This window comes from Enterococcus sp. DIV0236 (genome assembly GCF_050558525.1).
Lineage (GTDB): Bacteria > Bacillota > Bacilli > Lactobacillales > Enterococcaceae > Enterococcus > Enterococcus faecalis.
Genome location: NZ_CP187891.1, coordinates 2,220,687 through 2,237,725, shown reverse-complemented (window position 1 = coordinate 2,237,725; position 17,039 = coordinate 2,220,687). Strand labels below are relative to the sequence as shown.

Annotated in this window: 18 protein-coding genes and 1 riboswitch; of the genes, 14 read left to right on the top strand and 4 right to left on the bottom strand. The window is 37.9% G+C overall.

Features of this window, described 5'->3' with window-relative positions:
* Window positions 1–6: 6 nt before the first annotated feature.
* Together IGK27_RS10705 and IGK27_RS10700 are read right to left on the bottom strand one after the other, a co-directional pair.
* A complete protein-coding gene (locus tag IGK27_RS10705) occupies window positions 7–1,368 on the bottom strand; it encodes an MFS transporter (RefSeq protein ID WP_002362334.1) in 1,362 nt (453 codons plus the stop codon).
* A gap of 163 nt (window positions 1,369–1,531) precedes the next feature.
* On the bottom strand, window positions 1,532–2,317 hold the full coding sequence (locus IGK27_RS10700) for a TraX family protein (protein ID WP_002362333.1): 786 nt from the start codon (window positions 2,315–2,317) through the stop codon (window positions 1,532–1,534).
* A 179-nt stretch (window positions 2,318–2,496) separates the two neighbouring features.
* Window positions 2,497–2,587: riboswitch (TPP riboswitch) on the top strand.
* Between the two features lie 104 nt (window positions 2,588–2,691).
* Here IGK27_RS10700 and IGK27_RS10695 point away from each other — a divergent pair.
* The 14 genes from IGK27_RS10695 to dinB all read left to right on the top strand — a co-directional run bounded on the left by IGK27_RS10695 (window position 2,692) and on the right by dinB (window position 13,792).
* On the top strand, window positions 2,692–3,255 hold the full coding sequence (locus IGK27_RS10695; RefSeq protein ID WP_002359429.1) for an ECF transporter S component: 564 nt from the start codon (window positions 2,692–2,694) through the stop codon (window positions 3,253–3,255).
* The gene (locus IGK27_RS10690) at window positions 3,252–4,610 is read left to right on the top strand and encodes an ABC transporter ATP-binding protein (RefSeq protein ID WP_002378643.1); all 1,359 of its coding nucleotides are present in this window, start codon (window positions 3,252–3,254) and stop codon (window positions 4,608–4,610) included. The genes IGK27_RS10695 and IGK27_RS10690 overlap by 4 nt, the downstream gene beginning before the upstream one ends.
* On the top strand, window positions 4,601–5,254 hold the full coding sequence (locus IGK27_RS10685) for a CbiQ family ECF transporter T component (protein WP_002362491.1): 654 nt from the start codon (window positions 4,601–4,603) through the stop codon (window positions 5,252–5,254). The genes IGK27_RS10690 and IGK27_RS10685 overlap by 10 nt, the downstream gene beginning before the upstream one ends.
* 11 nt (window positions 5,255–5,265) lie before the next feature.
* Complete coding sequence (gene tenA, locus IGK27_RS10680) at window positions 5,266–5,928, top strand: thiaminase II (protein WP_002372337.1); 663 nt, start codon at window positions 5,266–5,268, stop codon at window positions 5,926–5,928.
* Window positions 5,929–6,103: 175 nt separating this feature from the next.
* On the top strand, window positions 6,104–6,700 hold the full coding sequence (gene recR, locus IGK27_RS10675) for a recombination mediator RecR (protein WP_002356363.1): 597 nt from the start codon (window positions 6,104–6,106) through the stop codon (window positions 6,698–6,700).
* Between the two features lie 208 nt (window positions 6,701–6,908).
* Window positions 6,909–7,547: a dTMP kinase gene (gene tmk / locus IGK27_RS10670; RefSeq protein WP_002356366.1), complete on the top strand. Its 639-nt coding sequence runs from the start codon at window positions 6,909–6,911 to the stop codon at window positions 7,545–7,547.
* Between the two features lie 19 nt (window positions 7,548–7,566).
* Window positions 7,567–7,896, top strand: a complete 330-nt coding sequence (locus IGK27_RS10665) for a cyclic-di-AMP receptor (protein ID WP_002356367.1) — start codon at window positions 7,567–7,569, stop codon at window positions 7,894–7,896.
* 1 nt (window position 7,897) lies between these two features.
* Window positions 7,898–8,848, top strand: coding sequence for a DNA polymerase III subunit delta' (gene holB / locus IGK27_RS10660; protein WP_002389791.1), 951 nt, complete (start codon window positions 7,898–7,900; stop codon window positions 8,846–8,848).
* A gap of 116 nt (window positions 8,849–8,964) precedes the next feature.
* Window positions 8,965–9,804 carry a PSP1 domain-containing protein gene (locus IGK27_RS10655; protein ID WP_002356371.1) on the top strand — a complete coding sequence of 280 codons (840 nt, stop codon included), beginning with the start codon at window positions 8,965–8,967 and terminating at the stop codon, window positions 9,802–9,804.
* The gene (locus IGK27_RS10650) at window positions 9,797–10,144 is read left to right on the top strand and encodes a DNA replication initiation control protein YabA (RefSeq protein WP_002356372.1); all 348 of its coding nucleotides are present in this window, start codon (window positions 9,797–9,799) and stop codon (window positions 10,142–10,144) included. The genes IGK27_RS10655 and IGK27_RS10650 overlap by 8 nt, the downstream gene beginning before the upstream one ends.
* A gap of 112 nt (window positions 10,145–10,256) precedes the next feature.
* A complete protein-coding gene (gene rsmI / locus IGK27_RS10645) occupies window positions 10,257–11,129 on the top strand; it encodes a 16S rRNA (cytidine(1402)-2'-O)-methyltransferase (RefSeq protein WP_002356373.1) in 873 nt (290 codons plus the stop codon).
* Window positions 11,130–11,143: 14 nt separating this feature from the next.
* Entirely contained in the window at window positions 11,144–11,806 is a 663-nt protein-coding gene (locus tag IGK27_RS10640) for an ABC transporter ATP-binding protein (protein WP_002356375.1), read from the top strand.
* The gene (locus tag IGK27_RS10635; protein ID WP_002356377.1) at window positions 11,790–12,548 is read left to right on the top strand and encodes an ABC transporter permease; all 759 of its coding nucleotides are present in this window, start codon (window positions 11,790–11,792) and stop codon (window positions 12,546–12,548) included. The genes IGK27_RS10640 and IGK27_RS10635 overlap by 17 nt, the downstream gene beginning before the upstream one ends.
* 128 nt (window positions 12,549–12,676) lie before the next feature.
* Window positions 12,677–13,792 (top strand): DNA polymerase IV, encoded by a 1,116-nt coding sequence (dinB, locus tag IGK27_RS10630; protein WP_023894966.1) that lies wholly within the window; start codon window positions 12,677–12,679, stop codon window positions 13,790–13,792.
* Between the two features lie 44 nt (window positions 13,793–13,836).
* Here the strand turns inward: dinB and nrdG are convergent, their stop codons facing one another.
* Entirely contained in the window at window positions 13,837–14,433 is a 597-nt protein-coding gene (gene nrdG / locus IGK27_RS10625) for an anaerobic ribonucleoside-triphosphate reductase activating protein (RefSeq protein WP_002356379.1), read from the bottom strand.
* Between the two features lie 32 nt (window positions 14,434–14,465).
* On the bottom strand, window positions 14,466–16,649 hold the full coding sequence (gene nrdD / locus IGK27_RS10620; protein WP_002385686.1) for an anaerobic ribonucleoside-triphosphate reductase: 2,184 nt from the start codon (window positions 16,647–16,649) through the stop codon (window positions 14,466–14,468).
* Between the last annotated feature and the right edge of the window lie 390 nt (window positions 16,650–17,039).

Sequence of the window (17,039 nt, the reverse complement as noted above, 5' to 3'; positions counted from 1 at the left end):
TTTTTTTTAAGCTTTTTTGCGGAAATAATTCCAGCAAGCAATCAAAACAATCACTAATAAGGTTAGCAAGAAAATCAGAGAAATGAGTGAGCCCATCGTTGTCCCCTGAGCAAAATTATCTGCGTGGTCTTGAGCGATATTAATAATCGTCGCTACAATGGCCGTCGCAATAGCGCCAGAAAATTGTTGAAGTGTATTAAATAACGTATTGCCGTCGCCAAAATCTTTCTCCTCTAACAAGCTCATACCAGTCGTCATCATATTACTGTATGCAAAACCTAGACCAATCATATAGGTAACATGTCCAGCGACGAATCCTAATAAAACAGGCATCTCTAGTAAAATTGTTAAAGCTAGCCAACCGATTGTCGCCAAACTTAAGCCAAATAATATAGGTTTTTTAGCGCCGTATTGATCCAACACTCGTCCAGAAAGTGGTGCCAAAATGGCCCCAACTGTAGCACCTGGCAGCATGACTAGCCCAGCTACAAACGCATTTTTTCCAAGGACGATTTGAACAAAGTTTGGTAAGACAAAGGAAATACCTAACAATAAGAATTGACAAACTAAAAAGCCACATAAAAATAAAACAAAGGCGGGATTTTTTAAAATTGTCAAACGTACTAGTGGCTGTTCAGCGGTCGTTGCTCGTTTATAAAAAATAACAAAGCCAATAACGGCTGCCAGAAGTGAAAGCCAGCCAAACAATGTACCAATTTTACTTAAAAACATCAACAAACCACTAAATAACAGGGCAATACCAATTAAACTAACCAAATCAAGAGTGGTGGTTTTTTTAACAGGTATTTCTGGAATAGCAGATAATCCCATAAACAAAGAAAGCAGTAAAACAGGAATTAAGAATAAAAAGATGGCGTGCCAAGATAGGGAAGATGTTAAAATTCCACCATACGTTGGACCAATGGCTGGAGCAATTGAAGTGGTCAATGTGCCTACCCCCATCATCGTTCCCCGTTTTTCCAGCGGGGTAAAGTTCAAAATAATATGAAACATCAGTGGCAAAGCAATCCCAGTGCTAGCCCCTTGGAAGAGTCGGCCTAATAACAAGATACTGAAAGATGGCGAATAGACATCAATCGCTAAACCAATCAAAAAGAAAAGATTCGCAACAATAAATAAGCGTCTTAACGAATAGGTTTTTAATAAATAATTGGATAAGGGCACCATGATAGAAATAACTAATAAATAAATCGTTGTCACCCACTGCACGGTACCGGTGGAAACACCAAATTCCTTTGTTAATGTCGGAAAGGTTACATTCATTGCTGTTTCAATTAATACGCCAGCAAAAGACATAATTCCTGTCGCTAAAACGGCAGGGAATAATCGTACGTTTTTTTGTTCCATTTAATCACCTCTATAGTTTTCATTTTTTCGTAAAAAAATAGAAGCAGTTTCTATAAGAATAGAAACCGCCTCTCTCTCGACACGCAACTTGCGTGTTATCTGTACGATTTGTTTACATGTTGCATTGTAAACAGTTTTTAGGCAATCGTCAAGCAGAAAATAATTAACGTTGCATGAAGAAACTAATAATTGCAAAAATAGCAATGTGAGCTGGATAGAAAATATAAAAGAAATTCCGCATGCCACGGCCTTTTTCACCATTATAAAGAACAATTGGAATCGCTGCTAAAATCATCATCCATTGGTGGTTCACCCCGAATAGTTCTTGGAAATTATAGCTGGCTGCTGAAATCAACGCAACAACGCCAATTGCTGAAATTTGTAACCACTTTTTGCCATGGAATAAATAAAAAGCCACGGCCAAGAGAACAAATAAAAACCCACCTTCTGTCATCATTAGTGATGGCACAATCAGATTGAAAAGTTGGAAACCAATTAAGATAGCAGGGTTGCTTAATATGTCTGGAGAACTAAAAACAACGAGAGGTAGAGCACTGATTAATAAAGGCACAATAAACCAAAGAAGCCCTTTACCAATTTGTTTTTGTTTAAAATAGTCCATAGACTGCATGTAGACCGTACCTAAAAATAACGTCCCAAAAATATTATTGATAATTAAGCCACCTGTTGAAAAATACGCATTTAAAATGCCGTTCAGAATCCCCATAATCCAGAAGCCTAACAATAACCGGAACATGTATTTTCGCCGATTGCTTGTGTGAATGAAGCCTTCAGAACTTTCAAATAAGAAAATAGGTGCAGCAATTCGTCCAATCCATCCGAACCAACCAGGCACGCCTAAAAAACTAAAAAATTGCAATAGATGGTCAAAGACCATTGAAATAACCCCAATGACTTTCAAATGAAAGCCAGTTAATGTTTTACCCATAGTATAAACGCCTCTCTTTCATAAAGAACAATATAACAAAGTCCAGAAAAACCAACCATTTATTTGCCTAACAGTTATCTTACAAAATTGTTTGATTTCTTCAGCTTTTGATGAAAGAAAAAAAGTGCCAAGACTAGTTTTTATAGTTATTCTATGCTATAGTAAAAGTACATTTTAATAAAAAACATTTGGGGTGCTGTTATGGCTGAGATGATACCCATTGAACCTGATGCAGTTAGTACTGTCGCAGGGAAATGCCGATTTACTTTGATTTTTCACGCACTCATTCTGTCCTAGGATGAGTGTGTTTTCTTTTATCAGGGTTTATTTAAGTCACTCCTTTTGCTTTTTGTTAAGAGAAAGGAGTTTTTTTATTGAAAAAATGGTCATTGCAACAAGTCGTCTTACTCGCTTTTTTAGCCTTTTTGTTTGGCGGTGTTTTTATGGGGGCAGGGTTCCTCTATGCGTTATTGAATGCTGCGCTGTTACCATTAGGCCTGAGTCCATTTGCCAATGAGCTTTTATTTGGAATGTGGACCATGGTGGCACCAATTGCAGCGATGCTGATTCCACGAGCGGGAAGTGCTGTTTTGGCGGAAGTTTTAGCCGCTTTGGCAGAAATGCTTTATGGTTCGTATTTCGGACCTAGTGTATTAATTTCTGGTGTGATTCAAGGCCTAGGTAGTGAAAGTGGCTTTTTTGTGACACGCTACAAACGGTACGATACACTAACGTTATTTTATAGTGCGATTGGGACGACTATTTTTAGTTATGTGTATGAATACTTTAAGTTTGGTTATGGCAATTACGGTCTGGGGATGAACATTGCTTTAATTAGCGTTCGATTCGTTTCTATTTGTTTCTTTGGTATTTTCTTAACGAAGGTTATTTTACGAATGTATCAGTCTGCGCAAGGGTTAGCTGTGAAGGCAAAATGAATAGTATCCAATTAAAAGCTGTGTCCTTTTCACGAGAACAACCCTTGTTTGAAAAGACAAATTTAGCAATTCCTCAAGGAACGTTTTCCTTATTAATTGGCGATAGTGGTAGTGGAAAATCAACGCTCTTACGATTGATTGCCGGATTTGCTCCGCTTGATTACCAAGGAGAAATTTTGATTGAAGGAATGGAACGCCGACAATTATCAACTCGTGAAAAGACGCAAAAAATTGGCATGCTGTTTCAAAACCCCAGTCAACAATTTACAATGAAAACCTTGGAACGAGAACTGATTTTTGCTTTAGAAAATTTAGGAATCTCGCCTGAAGAAATGAACCGAAAAATCCAAACAGCGCTTCAACTTGTTCAGACTCAAACCTTATTCACACGAGAATTAGCGACGTTATCTGGTGGTGAAAAACAAAAAGCGGCGTTGACAGTTCTGCTAGCAATGAACCCAGATATTCTTTTATTAGATGAACCTTTTGCAAGTATTGATCCAACCTCTCGAAAACAATTTATTCAAATTTTAGCAAGACTCCATCAAGCAGGCAAAACGATTTTGGTGTGCGACCACGATTTCAACGATTACGCTGATGTTGTGGACCAAGTCGTCACGTTGAAAAACGGCCAGTTTGAAAAACAACCGTTGACGTTTATCAAAACAAAACCGCAGACATTTCAGCTTACAACTTCTGTGGTAAAACAACCAATGCTCCAATTGAAAAATTTTCGTTTGTCTCAGGGAAAACGAGTGCTACTTGAAGAAAAAGAAGCGCTTTTGTTTAAAGGAATTACCACGTTGACGGGGCCAAATGGGGCGGGAAAATCCACCTTATTAAAAGCCATCGTTCAGAGACAAAAATATCAAGGGAAAATGTTCTTGGCAGGCCGCCGCTTGCGGGCTTCAAAAAAATTGTATCAACACATGACATTAGCGGTGCAACAAGCCAATCGTCAGTTTGTCACGTTGACTTTACGAGAAGAGCTTTTGTTTGGTCAGAACATGACAGCAGAAAAAAGAAGAAAACAAGAGGAAGCCTTAACTTTTTTAGGTTTAAAAGAAAAACTAGAGCACAGTGTTTTTCAACTAAGTGAAGGGCAAAAAAAGATGGTGCAATTAATTAGTTTGCTGAGCTTAGATTTGGACTGTTTACTTTTAGATGAACCTTTTGCTGGATTAGATGAGCGAGCATGCAATTATTTTGTTGAATGGATCAAAGAAAAAAGTGCGCAACAAGATTTTCTAATCGTCACGCATCGGCTAGAACCTCTCTCTGGCGTGAGCAATTACCGAATAGAATTGCTGCAGCAACAACTGATTATCTGGCAGGAGGGAACCACATGCAAATAAAGCAAACAAATGCAGCAATTTATGCTTCTTTGATTCTTATTTTGACCTTTGAATTATCTTTTTCTCAGTCAATTTTAGCAAATTTGGCGGTTTTTATGGGTTGTGTCATTTTTTTAATAGGCCAGCGAAAATCCCGCTTACTGCTTTGGTTATTTTTCTTGCCACTTTTACCAGCAATCGGGACGTTTTGGTCTATTTATTTGCATGGTACGAGTAGTCAACAAGCCTGGCTTTTGTTTAGTCGAACGTATGCCTTTGCCGGTTTAGGACTAGCTTTTGCTGTAGGCGTTGATTTTGAAGAATTATTGTTGTTATTGGAACAAAAGGGGCTAGCACCAAACTTTGTTTATGGAATTTTAGTGGTGGTTCACGCCTTACCGGAAGTGAAAAGAGAAATTAATGATTTAAAAGAAGCAAGCCTACTCCGTGGCAAAACGTTTCATTTTTGGTCGCCGATGCTTTATGTTAAAACACTGCTCGTTGCTGTTTCTTGGCGAGATAAATATACGGAAGCAATGTCTGCCCATGGCTATGAAGAAGGAGCCACTAGAAGTCGAAAAGAGCATTTTGTGTCAGCAAAAGTCAGTCTTGGGCTTGCTATTTTGATCATCATTTTTACCAATTTGTTTATTTTTCTAACGTAAAGGAGAAACCTATGACATTTACAGAACAAGCCAAAGAACAAGCGCAAGCTTCTTGGCAAGGGAGTTTTCAGCATCCTTTTATCACAGAGTTACATGAAGGAACCTTGAGTCCAATGATTTTTCGCTACTATTTAATTCAAGATCATTACTATTTAAAACATTTTAGTCAACTTTATCGCTTGATTGCGGCACAAACGCAACAACCTCGATTGAAAAAATTACTCTTAACAAATGCGGAAAATCTCGCGTTGGGCGAATTAGCTATTCGTGAAACTTTTTTTGAAGAACTAGCGATTACGGAAGAAGAAGTTGCAGCGACACCGATTGCACCAACCGCGTATCACTATGTTTCTCATATGTATCGCCAACTTATTGAAGGAACGCCTAAGACGGCCGCAGCAAGTATGTTGCCTTGTTCTTGGCTCTATCAAGAAATTGGTGCACAGTTAGTCAAACAACACTCACCAGAACCACTGTACCAACGTTGGATTGAAACCTATGCTGGGGAGGAAGCGTACCAACACGTCCAAGAGGAACGTCAACTGTTAGACCAATTATATGAAGAAAGTTCACCACAAGAACAAGCAGCTATGATCACCGCTTTTGTTATCAGCAGTGAGATGGAATACGCTTTTTGGGAAATGGCCTATACACACGAAACCTGGATTGGTTAATACAAAAACAAGTCGTTTAGTGCTCGTAACTAACGACTTGTTTTTGTATTAGAAAGCAGTAATTGTCAGTTGCTTTTTTGACAGGGCGTGATAAGATATTCAGTGACGCAAAATCTGTTGTAACTCGCTCAGTAATAACAGAAACGCCTTGCTAAGAAAGGACTGTAGAAGCCTCATGAATTATCCAGAACCGATTGCAAAATTGATTGAAAGTTATATGAAATTACCAGGAATTGGTCAAAAAACAGCGACACGGCTTGCTTTTTATACAATTGATATGAAAGAAGAAGATGCTAATGCTTTTGCAAAAGCGCTAATTAGTGTCAAGAGAGATCTCCATTTCTGTAGTATTTGCGGAAATATTACTGAAGAAGATCCTTGTGAAATTTGCCAAGATAAAAATCGTGACCGTAGTATTATTTTAGTAGTGGAAGAACCAAAAGACGTTATGGCAATGGAAAAAATGCGTGAATATCAAGGCTTGTATCACGTACTCCACGGGGTGCTTTCACCGATGGAAGGAACAGGACCAGAAGATATTAATATTGCCTCTTTGATCAAACGATTGCACGATGATGAAGTGAAAGAGGTCATTATAGCAACCAACGCTACCACTGAAGGAGAAGCGACGGCGATGTATTTATCACGGCTCATTAAACCAGCTGGAATCACCGTTACTCGTTTGGCACACGGCTTGTCTGTCGGCAGCGATATTGAATATGCAGACGAAATAACCTTGCTAAAAGCAGTCGAAGGGCGTCGAGAAATTTAAAAGAAACATCGTTGGAAAAAGAAGTTGAAATCGAAGTAGGTCGTTTCTGTGAGAAAATGTCGCAGTTCAAGCTTTTCCGTACTTCTTTTTCAGTTTCTTTTTTTCAGCGGATGCATCACTTTAAATAGGACATAAGGATTTCAATTAGACTGATAGAGCAAGATGAAGTATAATAGATACAAGTAAAAATTGATTGGAGTTTTCGCACGTGCAGGGTATTTTTATCACATTTGAAGGTCCAGATGGTGCTGGTAAAACCAGTGTTTTGAAGGAAGTTTCTGAAAGATTAGCTAAAGAGTCAAAACGAAAAATTGTCACTACAAGAGAACCAGGCGGCATACCGATTGCCGAAAAGATTCGAACAGTTATTTTAGATCCAAGAAATGACAGAATGGATGAGCGAACAGAAGCTTTACTTTACGCAGCTGCTCGTCGTCAACATTTAGTGGAAAAAATCTTGCCAGCTTTGGAAGCGGGTCATTTAGTCCTATGTGATCGTTTTGTTGACAGCTCATTAGCCTACCAAGGCGCTGGGCGTAGAATTGGGATTGCCCCCATTGCTTCAATTAATGCGTTTGCGACAGAAGGTGTCTCACCAGATTTTACAATTTATTTAGACGTTGACTCAGATACTGGCTTACGGCGGATTCAAGAAAATCGAACACAGCAAATTGATCGCTTAGATTCAGAAGGGTTAGAATTTCATCAACGTGTTCGTCATGAATATTTGAAATTAGCAGAAGAAAATCCACAACGTATCAAAAAGATTGATGCACGGATGAGTTTAGAACTTGTCGTAGAAGCAACGTATCAGGCGATTATTGAACGTTATCCAGAAAACTTTTAATTATAGGAAGGTGTAGACCATGAAGATTATTTTAGCCATTGTACAAGACAAAGATAGTAACCGATTAGCCAACGAATTTATTGATGCCAATATTCGTGCTACAAAATTATCCTCAACAGGTGGATTCTTAAAAGCGGGAAACAGCACATTTATTATTGGGATTGATGATGAACGTGTCGACGAAACATTAGCTTTAATTAAAGAAACATGTCAATCAAGAAAACAATATGTTTCAACACCTGTGACTTTAGATATCACAATGGATGGCCAAATTCCTTATCCTGTGGAAGTTGAAGTAGGCGGCGCTACTTGCTTCGTCTTACCAGTTGAAGGATTCCATCAATATTAAGATGAATGAAGCACAACAGCTACAGCAAATGCAACCTTTGCTGTACAAGCAACTCCAAAAAAGTTTTGAGCATGGTCGTCTTGCCCATGCTTATCTTTTTGAAGGAGATACAGGAACTGGAAAACAAGAATTTGGCTTATGGATGGCGAAACATGTCTTTTGTACGAATTTAGTAAATCAACAGCCTTGTAACGAATGCCATAATTGTGTGCGGATTAATGAAAATGAACATCCAGATGTTTTAAGAATTGCGCCAGATGGGCAAACCATCAAAGTGAACCAAATCCGTGAATTAAAAGCGGAGTTTTCTAAAAGTGGGGTCGAGACTGCTAAAAAAGTTTTCTTAATTCAAGAAGCAGATAAAATGAGTACCGGCGCAGCCAATAGTCTCTTAAAATTTTTAGAAGAGCCAGAAGGACAAATTTTAGCTATTTTAGAAACCACTTCGCTTTCTCGAATTTTACCAACGATTCAATCACGATGCCAAACCTTACATTTTCAACCATTAGTCAAAAAAACATTAATTGATCGCTTAATCAAACAGGGGATTGGTGAAAAGACTGCAACCCTTTTAGCTGAGCTGACAAATAGTTTTGAGAAAGCAGTTGAAATCTCTCAAGATGAATGGTTTAATGAAGCTAGGGAAATCATTTTGCAATGGTTTAATTATCTAAAAAGTAATGATTTACAGGCATTTATCTACGTTCAGAAGAAAATGGTCAAAGTATTTAAGGAAAAAGAACAACAAGCGCTTAGCTTTGACTTGCTCATGGTTTATTACCGTCAATTATTGGAAGAAAGTGTTGCGACACAGCAAGCCAAAAAAATAACGGAAGAGCAGGCGGAACGGCTGGCGCTAATTTTGAAAGCACGCCAAAAATGGACTGCCAATGTTAGTTGGCAAAATGTTTGTGAACAATTAGTTATCCAAATGATTCACCCTAAATCATAAAGGAAAAAAGTGCCAAGTGGCATTCAGTTTCATAATATAGTAGGAACTTAGTTGTTTCAGCAAGTTCCTTAACCGATTGAAGCAACGTTCACTTGAACTAGATTAGGAGGAATAAAATGGTAGAAGTAGTAGGAGTTCGCTTCCGTGAAGCCGGTCATATCTATTATTTTGCTCCTGGAAAATCTGAGTATATTTATAATGAGAAAGTACTCGTTGAATCTCAACAGTCAAAACAATTAGCTACTGTTGCTATTCCTAAAAAAACAGTCGATTCAGACGATTTACCAGAGGACCTAAAACCCATTTTAAATAAAGCAACAGCCAATGATTTAGAAAAAGAACAAAAAAATTTGGCTGATGCAGAAGCTGCCAAAAGCATTGCCAATGAAAAAATTCGAGCTCATGACTTAAAAATGAAATTAGTGCGAGTAGAATATACCTTCGATCGTAGCAAAATGATTTTTTACTTTACGGCAGATGGGCGAATTGATTTTCGTGAATTAGTCAAAGACTTAGCGGCTATTTTCCGGACGCGAATTGAGTTACGTCAAATTGGTGTCCGAGACGAAGCGAAAATATTAGGTGGCATTGGCCCTTGTGGCAGACAACTGTGTTGCTCAACATTTCTAGGAGATTTTATGCCAGTTTCAATCAAAATGGCTAAAGATCAAGGGTTATCTTTAAATCCTGTCAAAATTTCGGGATTATGTGGCCGCTTAATGTGTTGTTTGAAATACGAAAACGACGAATATGAAGCCGCTAAAAAAGAATTACCAGATTATGGAAAAGAAGTAATAACACCAGATGGCAAAGGCAAAGTCGTCGGGTTGAATCTATTAAGTCGGATTGTCAAAGTTCGTCTGCATGGTCGTGAAATCGCAGCGGATTATGATTACGAAGAAATCAAAGAAGCTACTGCGAAAGTTGCTGCTGAAAAAGGTGATCAAAATGGATAAACGTTCGCTCTATGATGGATTAAATTCGTTGGAAACTGATTTAGACAGTTCAGTGACACAATTAAGAGAAATTAAAGCAGCACTCCATGAGTTGGTAGAAAAAAATACCACGTTGGAAATCGAAAACCAACGCTTACGGGAGCATCTCCAAGAACTGAATAAGTTAGCAGGAAATACAACTGAAACTGAAAAACAAGAGCTATCAAAATCACGTATGAATTTGGAAAAACTTTATGAAGAGGGCTTCCATGTCTGCAATATTTTATATGGTTCAAGACGTGAAAATGATGAAGAATGTGCCTTTTGTCTTGATGTTATTTATGGGGAACGTACGCGTTAAGTCTAGTGGAACACTGCAAATAAAAAGGAAAGGTTTGGTTTGACAGTCAATCGATTGTCAAATCAAACCTTTATCTATTTATAGAACGAAAAAGGAAAATGAGGGATGCGCTATGCAAAAACAAAAAAGTTTTGATAAGCAAACAACAAAAGGAAAATTGTATCTTGTCCCAACACCGATCGGCAATTTAGAAGATATGAGTATTCGTTGTTTAAACATATTGAAAGAAGCAACGGTGATTGCTAGTGAGGACACAAGAAACACACAAAAATTGCTAAATCATTTTGAGATTACAACACCACAAATTAGTTTACACGAACATAATTACAAAGAGCGAATTCCTCAACTGATTACACGATTGCTGAGTGGTGAAACGATTGCCCAAGTTAGCGATGCAGGTATGCCTTCAATTAGTGATCCTGGTCATGAATTGGTTACAGCATGTCTTGAAGAAGAACTGGCAGTGATTGCCTTGCCAGGACCTACGGCAGGAATGACCGCCTTGATTGCCTCGGGTCTTTTACCACAGCCATTTACGTTTTATGGTTTTTTACCAAGAAAGAAAAAAGAACAGAAAGACGTGTTATCAGCATTAAAAGAAGAACGGCCGACACAGATTTTTTATGAGTCCCCCTATCGGATTGCTAAAACGGTAGCAACGTTTGCTGAAGTCTATGGTCAAGAACGCCCCGCTGTGATTTGTCGGGAATTAACGAAACTTCACGAAGAGTATTTACGAGGTACCTTAGGAGAACTAACAGAATATTTAGCAGAAAATACGCTAAAAGGCGAGTGTTGTTTATTAGTTAGCGGATTTACTGGTGAGAAAGAGACAATAGCAGCAATGCCGGCTATTTCCCTCAAGGAACATGTACAAGTTTTAATGGAGGAAGAGGGACGGAGTTCAAAAGAGGCAATCAAAGAAGTGGCCAAATTGAGAAATGTAAAAAAACAAGAAGTATATAAAGAATATCATTCCATTTAAAAAAGGAGAGAAACATGAGTAATTTATTGCGAGCAGAAGGCGTGTCTTATCAAGTAAATGGTCGTAGCATTCTTTCTGATATTGATTTGTCATTTGAAACAGGTAGCAATACAACAATTGTTGGTCCTTCAGGTAGCGGGAAAAGTACATTTTTAAAAATTTTATCTTCATTATTAAGTCCTACAGAAGGCGAAATTTTTTATCAAGAAGCGCCAATTACTACAATGCCAATCGAAACATACCGCCAAAAGGTTTCTTATTGTTTTCAGCAGCCAACTTTATTTGGTGAAACCGTGTATGATAATTTGTTATTTCCATTTACCGTCAGACAAGAAGCGTTTAATCAGGAAAAAGTCGTGGCATTACTCCAACAAGTGAAATTGCCCGCTGCTTATCTTGAAAAGAAAATAGCCGAACTCTCTGGTGGTGAGCGACAACGGGTTGCTTTGCTACGAAACATTATTTTTGTACCAGATGTTTTATTATTAGACGAAGTTACAACGGGATTAGATGAAGAAAGCAAACAGATTGTCAATCAATTGTTAAACCAATTAAACAAAGAGCAAGGAGTCACGCTGGTTCGTGTCACGCATGATACCGAAGAAATTCAGCAAGCACAGCAAGTGATTCGTATTGTAGCAGGAAAGGTGGCGCCGACAGATGGATTTAGCAGTTAATAATTTATCCTTATTTTTTTCAGCCATGCTAGTGGTGGTCGCATTAATTATTAGTACTAAAGAAAAATTAGGTTTTACCAAAGATATTATTATTAGTGTGATTCGAGCAGTCATTCAATTAGTCGCAGTCGGCTATTTATTAAAATATGTTTTTCAAGTCAATAACCTTATTTTAACGCTCATCATGGTTTTGGTGATTGTTTCCAACGCAGCCTTTAATGCAAAAAAACGCAGCCAGCAATTACAAAAGGGCTTTTTGATTTCTTTCATTGCAATTGGTTGTAGTACAGGAATTACCATTGGTATTTTGATTTTTTCTGGTTCTATTAAATTTATTCCTTCTCAAATCATTCCTATCAGTGGGATGATTGCCAGCAATTCGATGGTGGCAATTGGTTTATGCTATCGCAATTTAGATACTCTTTTTCAAAACCAACGGCAAGCGGTAATGGAGAAACTAGCATTAGGTGCAACTATCAAACTCGCCTCTTTACCAATCATCCAACAAAGTGTGAAAACCGGGATGGCGCCGACGATTGATTCTGCCAAAACTGTCGGAATTGTTAGTTTACCTGGGATGATGTCAGGCTTAATTTTTGCGGGCGTTGATCCTGTCCATGCGATAAAATATCAGATTATGGTGACTTTTATGTTGCTATCAGCAACAAGTATTGGTTCAGTGATTGCAACTTATCTTGCCTATAAAGGCTACTATAATCAACAAAAACAATTGGTCGTTTAATTAAAAAGCTGGAAATCTGTGTTTATAACTTCACGGATTTTCAGCTTTTTCTGGTTGAAATAAAGAAGTTTCAATTTGAAAAAGAACGGACGTTCGTATATAATGGAGGGAGGAGGCGAATCAAAATGATGAGCGAATTACGTTTTCCCTTAAAAAAAGATACGTCGAGAAAAATTATACATATAGATATGGACGCGTTTTTTGCTTCAGTTGAAGAACGAGATCATCCAGAGCTAGTAGGACATCCGTTAGTTATTGCGCGCCATCCAAGTGATACTGGGGGCAAAGGAGTGGTGACCACAGCGAATTATATTGCTCGACAGTACGGTATTCACTCGGCTATGAGTGCTCAAAAGGCGTATGAACTATGTCCAAGTGCCATTTTTAAGCCAGGTAATTATCAGAAATATAGTGAAATTTCTCAAGAAATCCGTGAAATTTTTCGCCGCTATACAGATGTGATTGAACCGGTATCTATTGACGAAGCGTATTTAGATGTAACTGAAAATAAGGTCAACAGTAAGTCGGCTATTAAAATTGCGAAAATGATCCAATATGATATTTGGCATGAATTGCAGTTAACTTGCTCGGCAGGTGTTAGTTACAATAAGTTTTTAGCCAAGTTAGCATCAGATTTTCAGAAACCAAAGGGCCTGACGGTTGTCTTACCAGAAGAGGCCGAAGATTTTTTGAAAGCATTACCGATTGAAGATTTCCATGGAATCGGGAAAAAAACAGTGCCCAAAATGCATGAACTAGGGATTTTTACTGGAGCAGATTTATACAAGCAAGATGAGATGACGTTGATTCGGTTATTCGGTAAAATGGGTTATTCATTGTATCGTAAAGTCCGTGGTATCCATGATGCGCCAGTTCAAGTGACTAGAGATCGTAAGTCGGTAGGCAAGGAACATACTTACGGCACCCCTTTAACGACGGAAGAGCAGGTTACGGCTCAATTGAGACAATTAGCAGCAGGGGTTGAGCGTGCGTTGCAACGAGTGCAAAAACATGGCAAAACAGTAGTCCTGAAAGTTCGTTATACTGACTATACGACGATTACGAAACGTGTGACATTACCTGAATATATTTCTAAAAAAGAAGAACTTTTCTATCAAGCGAATTTAATTTGGGAAGATATTTTAGGTTTAGAACAAGGAATCCGTTTATTAGGCATTACTTTAACGAATTTAGATCCACTAGCGTATGAAAACATTGTTTTACCTTTATGGGAAAAAAGTTAGCCCTTTAGACACATCCTCAAGAGATGGCTAAAGGGCTAACTTTTTTAAATTGATTTTTTGATTTGTTCATAAGACGTTTCGGCGTCATGACATTTTTCCCAAATAACAGCTTTGCCAGCAGCAAGTGATTTGGGTACATCAATAATCCGTTGATTACTACTGCCACGAAATTGTAAATTTAAATTACGTTTTGCCAGTTCAAAGCGCCCATCAACTAAAATGTCAATTGAATGGAGTAGTTCAAGCTTATCAGGCGTTTCTAAAAGTAGTTCTTCAAAGGTATACCCAGACCAAGACCAGATATCTTTGGCTGAGCCAAATGTTTCCCGCACACGTTTGACTACACTAAGACAAACATCTGTATTCAGAAAAGGTTCACCACCCAAAAGAGTCAAACCTTGGACATAGTCATGGGACAAATCTTCAATAATTTGATTCATTAAAGATTCTGTAAACGGCGTACCGTAATTGAAATTTTGGACAGCTTTGTTAAAACAACCTTCACAAGCAAAGAGACAGCCGCTCACATATAAACTATTGCGTACACCTTCGCCATCAACAAAGTTGAACGCTTTGTAATCGGCAATCTTTTTTTGGCTGTAGTCTTCGGTTTTCCATTCTTGTGGTTTCGGATTACGCATCAGCAAAACTTCTTTCTATAGAATAATCGAGTTTAATTTTTTAAATGTTTCACACGAGAGGAAATTTCTTTGTGACGACCATGTACCATTGGGCGAGCTTGCGGGTTACCTAAATAACCACAAGTCCGTTTAACGACATCACAAGTCTTAGGATCATGATTGCCACATTCTGGACATTCAAAGCCACGTTCAGTTGGATGGAAGTCCCCTTCAAAACCACAGGCATAACAATGATCAATTGGCGTATTGGTTCCTAAATAGCCAACTTTGTCATAAGCGTAATCCCAGACAGCTTCAAGTGCTTTGGGATTTTGCTGTAACATGGGGTATTCACAGTAGTGGATAAAACCACCAGAACAATATTTTGGATAATCCTTTTCAAAATCAAGTTTTTCAAAAGGCGTTGGATTTTTGCGTACATCATAATGGAAACTATTTGTGTAATATTCTTTATCTGTAATATTTTCGACGATGCCAAATTTTTCAGTATCTAAACGGCAAAAACGGTCAGTCAAGCTTTCGCTCGGTGTAGAGTAGACACTAAAATGATAGCCGTATTCGTTGCCCCAGTTATCGGCATTTTTTTTCAGTTCTTTTAAAATATCCAGTGTAAAGTTTTTGGCCTCTTGATTGTCCTCCCAAGCACCGCCGTAAAAGGCAGAAGCCACTTCATACAAGCCAATATAGCCAAGCGAAACCGTGGCACGTTTGTTTTTAAACAGTTCATCTACGGCATCCTGTGTAGCTAAACGTTTTCCAAATGCACCATACATGTATAAAATCGGTGCATTCGCTGGTTTAGCTTCTTTAACACGTTCAACCCGATAAACCAAAGCATCTTTAACGATCGCTAAACGTTCATTTAAAATTTGCCAGAACTTTTCTTGACTTCCTTGCGCTTCTAAAGCGATTCTTGGTAAGTTCAAGGTCACAACGCCTAAATTCATTCGGCCAACATTTACTTCTTCACCTTGTTCGTCTTTCCAGCCTTGTAAAAAGGAACGACAGCCCATTGGTACCTTAAAACTACCTGTTAGTTCAACGATTTTATCATAGTTTAAAACATCAGGATACATGCGTTTCGTTGCGCATTCCAGTGCCAGCTGTTTAATATCGTAGTTTGGATCAGTAGGTTGCGCATTGACGCCGCGCTTAATTGTGAAAATCAGTTTTGGGAAAATAGCTGTTCGTTTTTCAATCCCTAAACCATTAATTCGGATTTGTAAAATCGCCCGTTGAATTTCTCGTTCAAACCAGTTGGTACCTAAACCAAATCCCAGAGAAGTAAAAGGGGTTTGTCCATTGGAAGTAAATAAGGTATTAATTTCATACTCAAGACTTTGCATGGCATCAAAAATATCTTTTTTCGTTTTCTTCCGAGCGAATGCTTTTTGGCGTTCTTCTCCTTCAATCCATTCTTGCGCATCTGCTAAATGTTTTTCATAATTACGTTCCGCAAAAGGCGCTAATAATTCATCAATCCGATCGGCAGAGCAACCACCATATTGACTGGAAGCTACATTGGCAATAATTTGAGAAATTTGTGCAGTGGCCGTTTGAATTGATTTTGGTGATTCGACATCAGCGTTCCCAATTTTAAAGCCATTGTTTAGCATGCCTTTAAAATCAATTAAACAGCAGTTTGTCATGGGCGTATATGGATGATAATCTAAATCGTGGTAATGAATGTCGCCTTTTTGATGGGCATTAGCCACGTGTGAAGGCAACATCTTTAAACCAATTGATTTTCCAACAATCCCAGCGGTTAGATCACGTTGCGTATTAAAAACGTCACTGTCTTTGTTGGCATTTTCGTTCACGACAGTCTGATCTTTATTAATTAATTTGCCGATAGATACATTAATATCAGTTGCTTTACTACGCTCAAAATCACGTTGGGTTCTGTAATGAATGTATTCTTCGGCTAAGGCATATTCGTTGTTGGATAGCAGAGTATGTTCCACAATATTTTGAATTTCATAAATTTTTACGTTATTGGTAAAACGTTCGGCAATTTCTCGATTGACATCGGCAACAATCGATTGGACTTTTTGATGTGTCAAAGGAGTGACTTGGTCATGTATTTTTTGTTCAGCTTTGATCAAAGCGTCGTATATTTTTTGATCATCGAAAGTCACTAAACGACCATCCCGTTTGACGACTTTAATTGTTGAGAGATTAACATCCTCGGCTTTTTCATCAGTAATCTTCATCATTTTATCCAGCTCCTTATATCTCGTTAGTAACTATCCTAATACAAAGGTCGGCTAAATTCAATCGATATATTGCGTATTTTTAGTAAAATATCACTAGACAAACACTATATATTGTGCTTGTGCTGTTTTGAAAAAATATGAAAACAAATGAAGAAAAGGATTGAGCAAATTTTTTTGTGTGAAAAAAATTCTTTGTCAAAATTAAAAAACAGCAAAGAGTTTTTTGCCAAATTGCTAAAAGCAACACTAAAAAATAACAATTATTAAATAATAATTGTTTGCGGATTTATTCACGAAATGCCAATTATTCTTTGACTACCGAACGATATTGTAAGATAAAACGATGTTCATTCAGATTTTTTCTTGGTAAAATAAGAGTAATAACAAAAC

What these genes read in the sequence shown, in the direction of transcription:
- IGK27_RS10705 (WP_002362334.1), bottom strand. Translation starts at nt 1,368, where the DNA reads ATGGAACAAAAAAACGTACGATTATTCCCTGCCGTTTTAGCGACAGGA.
- IGK27_RS10700 (WP_002362333.1), bottom strand. Translation starts at nt 2,317, where the DNA reads ATGGGTAAAACATTAACTGGCTTTCATTTGAAAGTCATTGGGGTTATT.
- IGK27_RS10690 (WP_002378643.1), top strand. Translation starts at nt 3,252, where the DNA reads ATGAATAGTATCCAATTAAAAGCTGTGTCCTTTTCACGAGAACAACCC.
- IGK27_RS10685 (WP_002362491.1), top strand. Translation starts at nt 4,601, where the DNA reads ATGCAAATAAAGCAAACAAATGCAGCAATTTATGCTTCTTTGATTCTT.
- tenA (WP_002372337.1), top strand. Translation starts at nt 5,266, where the DNA reads ATGACATTTACAGAACAAGCCAAAGAACAAGCGCAAGCTTCTTGGCAA.
- recR (WP_002356363.1), top strand. Translation starts at nt 6,104, where the DNA reads ATGAATTATCCAGAACCGATTGCAAAATTGATTGAAAGTTATATGAAA.
- IGK27_RS10665 (WP_002356367.1), top strand. Translation starts at nt 7,567, where the DNA reads ATGAAGATTATTTTAGCCATTGTACAAGACAAAGATAGTAACCGATTA.
- holB (WP_002389791.1), top strand. Translation starts at nt 7,898, where the DNA reads ATGAATGAAGCACAACAGCTACAGCAAATGCAACCTTTGCTGTACAAG.
- IGK27_RS10655 (WP_002356371.1), top strand. Translation starts at nt 8,965, where the DNA reads ATGGTAGAAGTAGTAGGAGTTCGCTTCCGTGAAGCCGGTCATATCTAT.
- IGK27_RS10650 (WP_002356372.1), top strand. Translation starts at nt 9,797, where the DNA reads ATGGATAAACGTTCGCTCTATGATGGATTAAATTCGTTGGAAACTGAT.
- rsmI (WP_002356373.1), top strand. Translation starts at nt 10,257, where the DNA reads ATGCAAAAACAAAAAAGTTTTGATAAGCAAACAACAAAAGGAAAATTG.
- IGK27_RS10640 (WP_002356375.1), top strand. Translation starts at nt 11,144, where the DNA reads ATGAGTAATTTATTGCGAGCAGAAGGCGTGTCTTATCAAGTAAATGGT.
- IGK27_RS10635 (WP_002356377.1), top strand. Translation starts at nt 11,790, where the DNA reads ATGGATTTAGCAGTTAATAATTTATCCTTATTTTTTTCAGCCATGCTA.
- dinB (WP_023894966.1), top strand. Translation starts at nt 12,677, where the DNA reads ATGAGCGAATTACGTTTTCCCTTAAAAAAAGATACGTCGAGAAAAATT.
- nrdG (WP_002356379.1), bottom strand. Translation starts at nt 14,433, where the DNA reads ATGCGTAATCCGAAACCACAAGAATGGAAAACCGAAGACTACAGCCAA.
- nrdD (WP_002385686.1), bottom strand. Translation starts at nt 16,649, where the DNA reads ATGATGAAGATTACTGATGAAAAAGCCGAGGATGTTAATCTCTCAACA.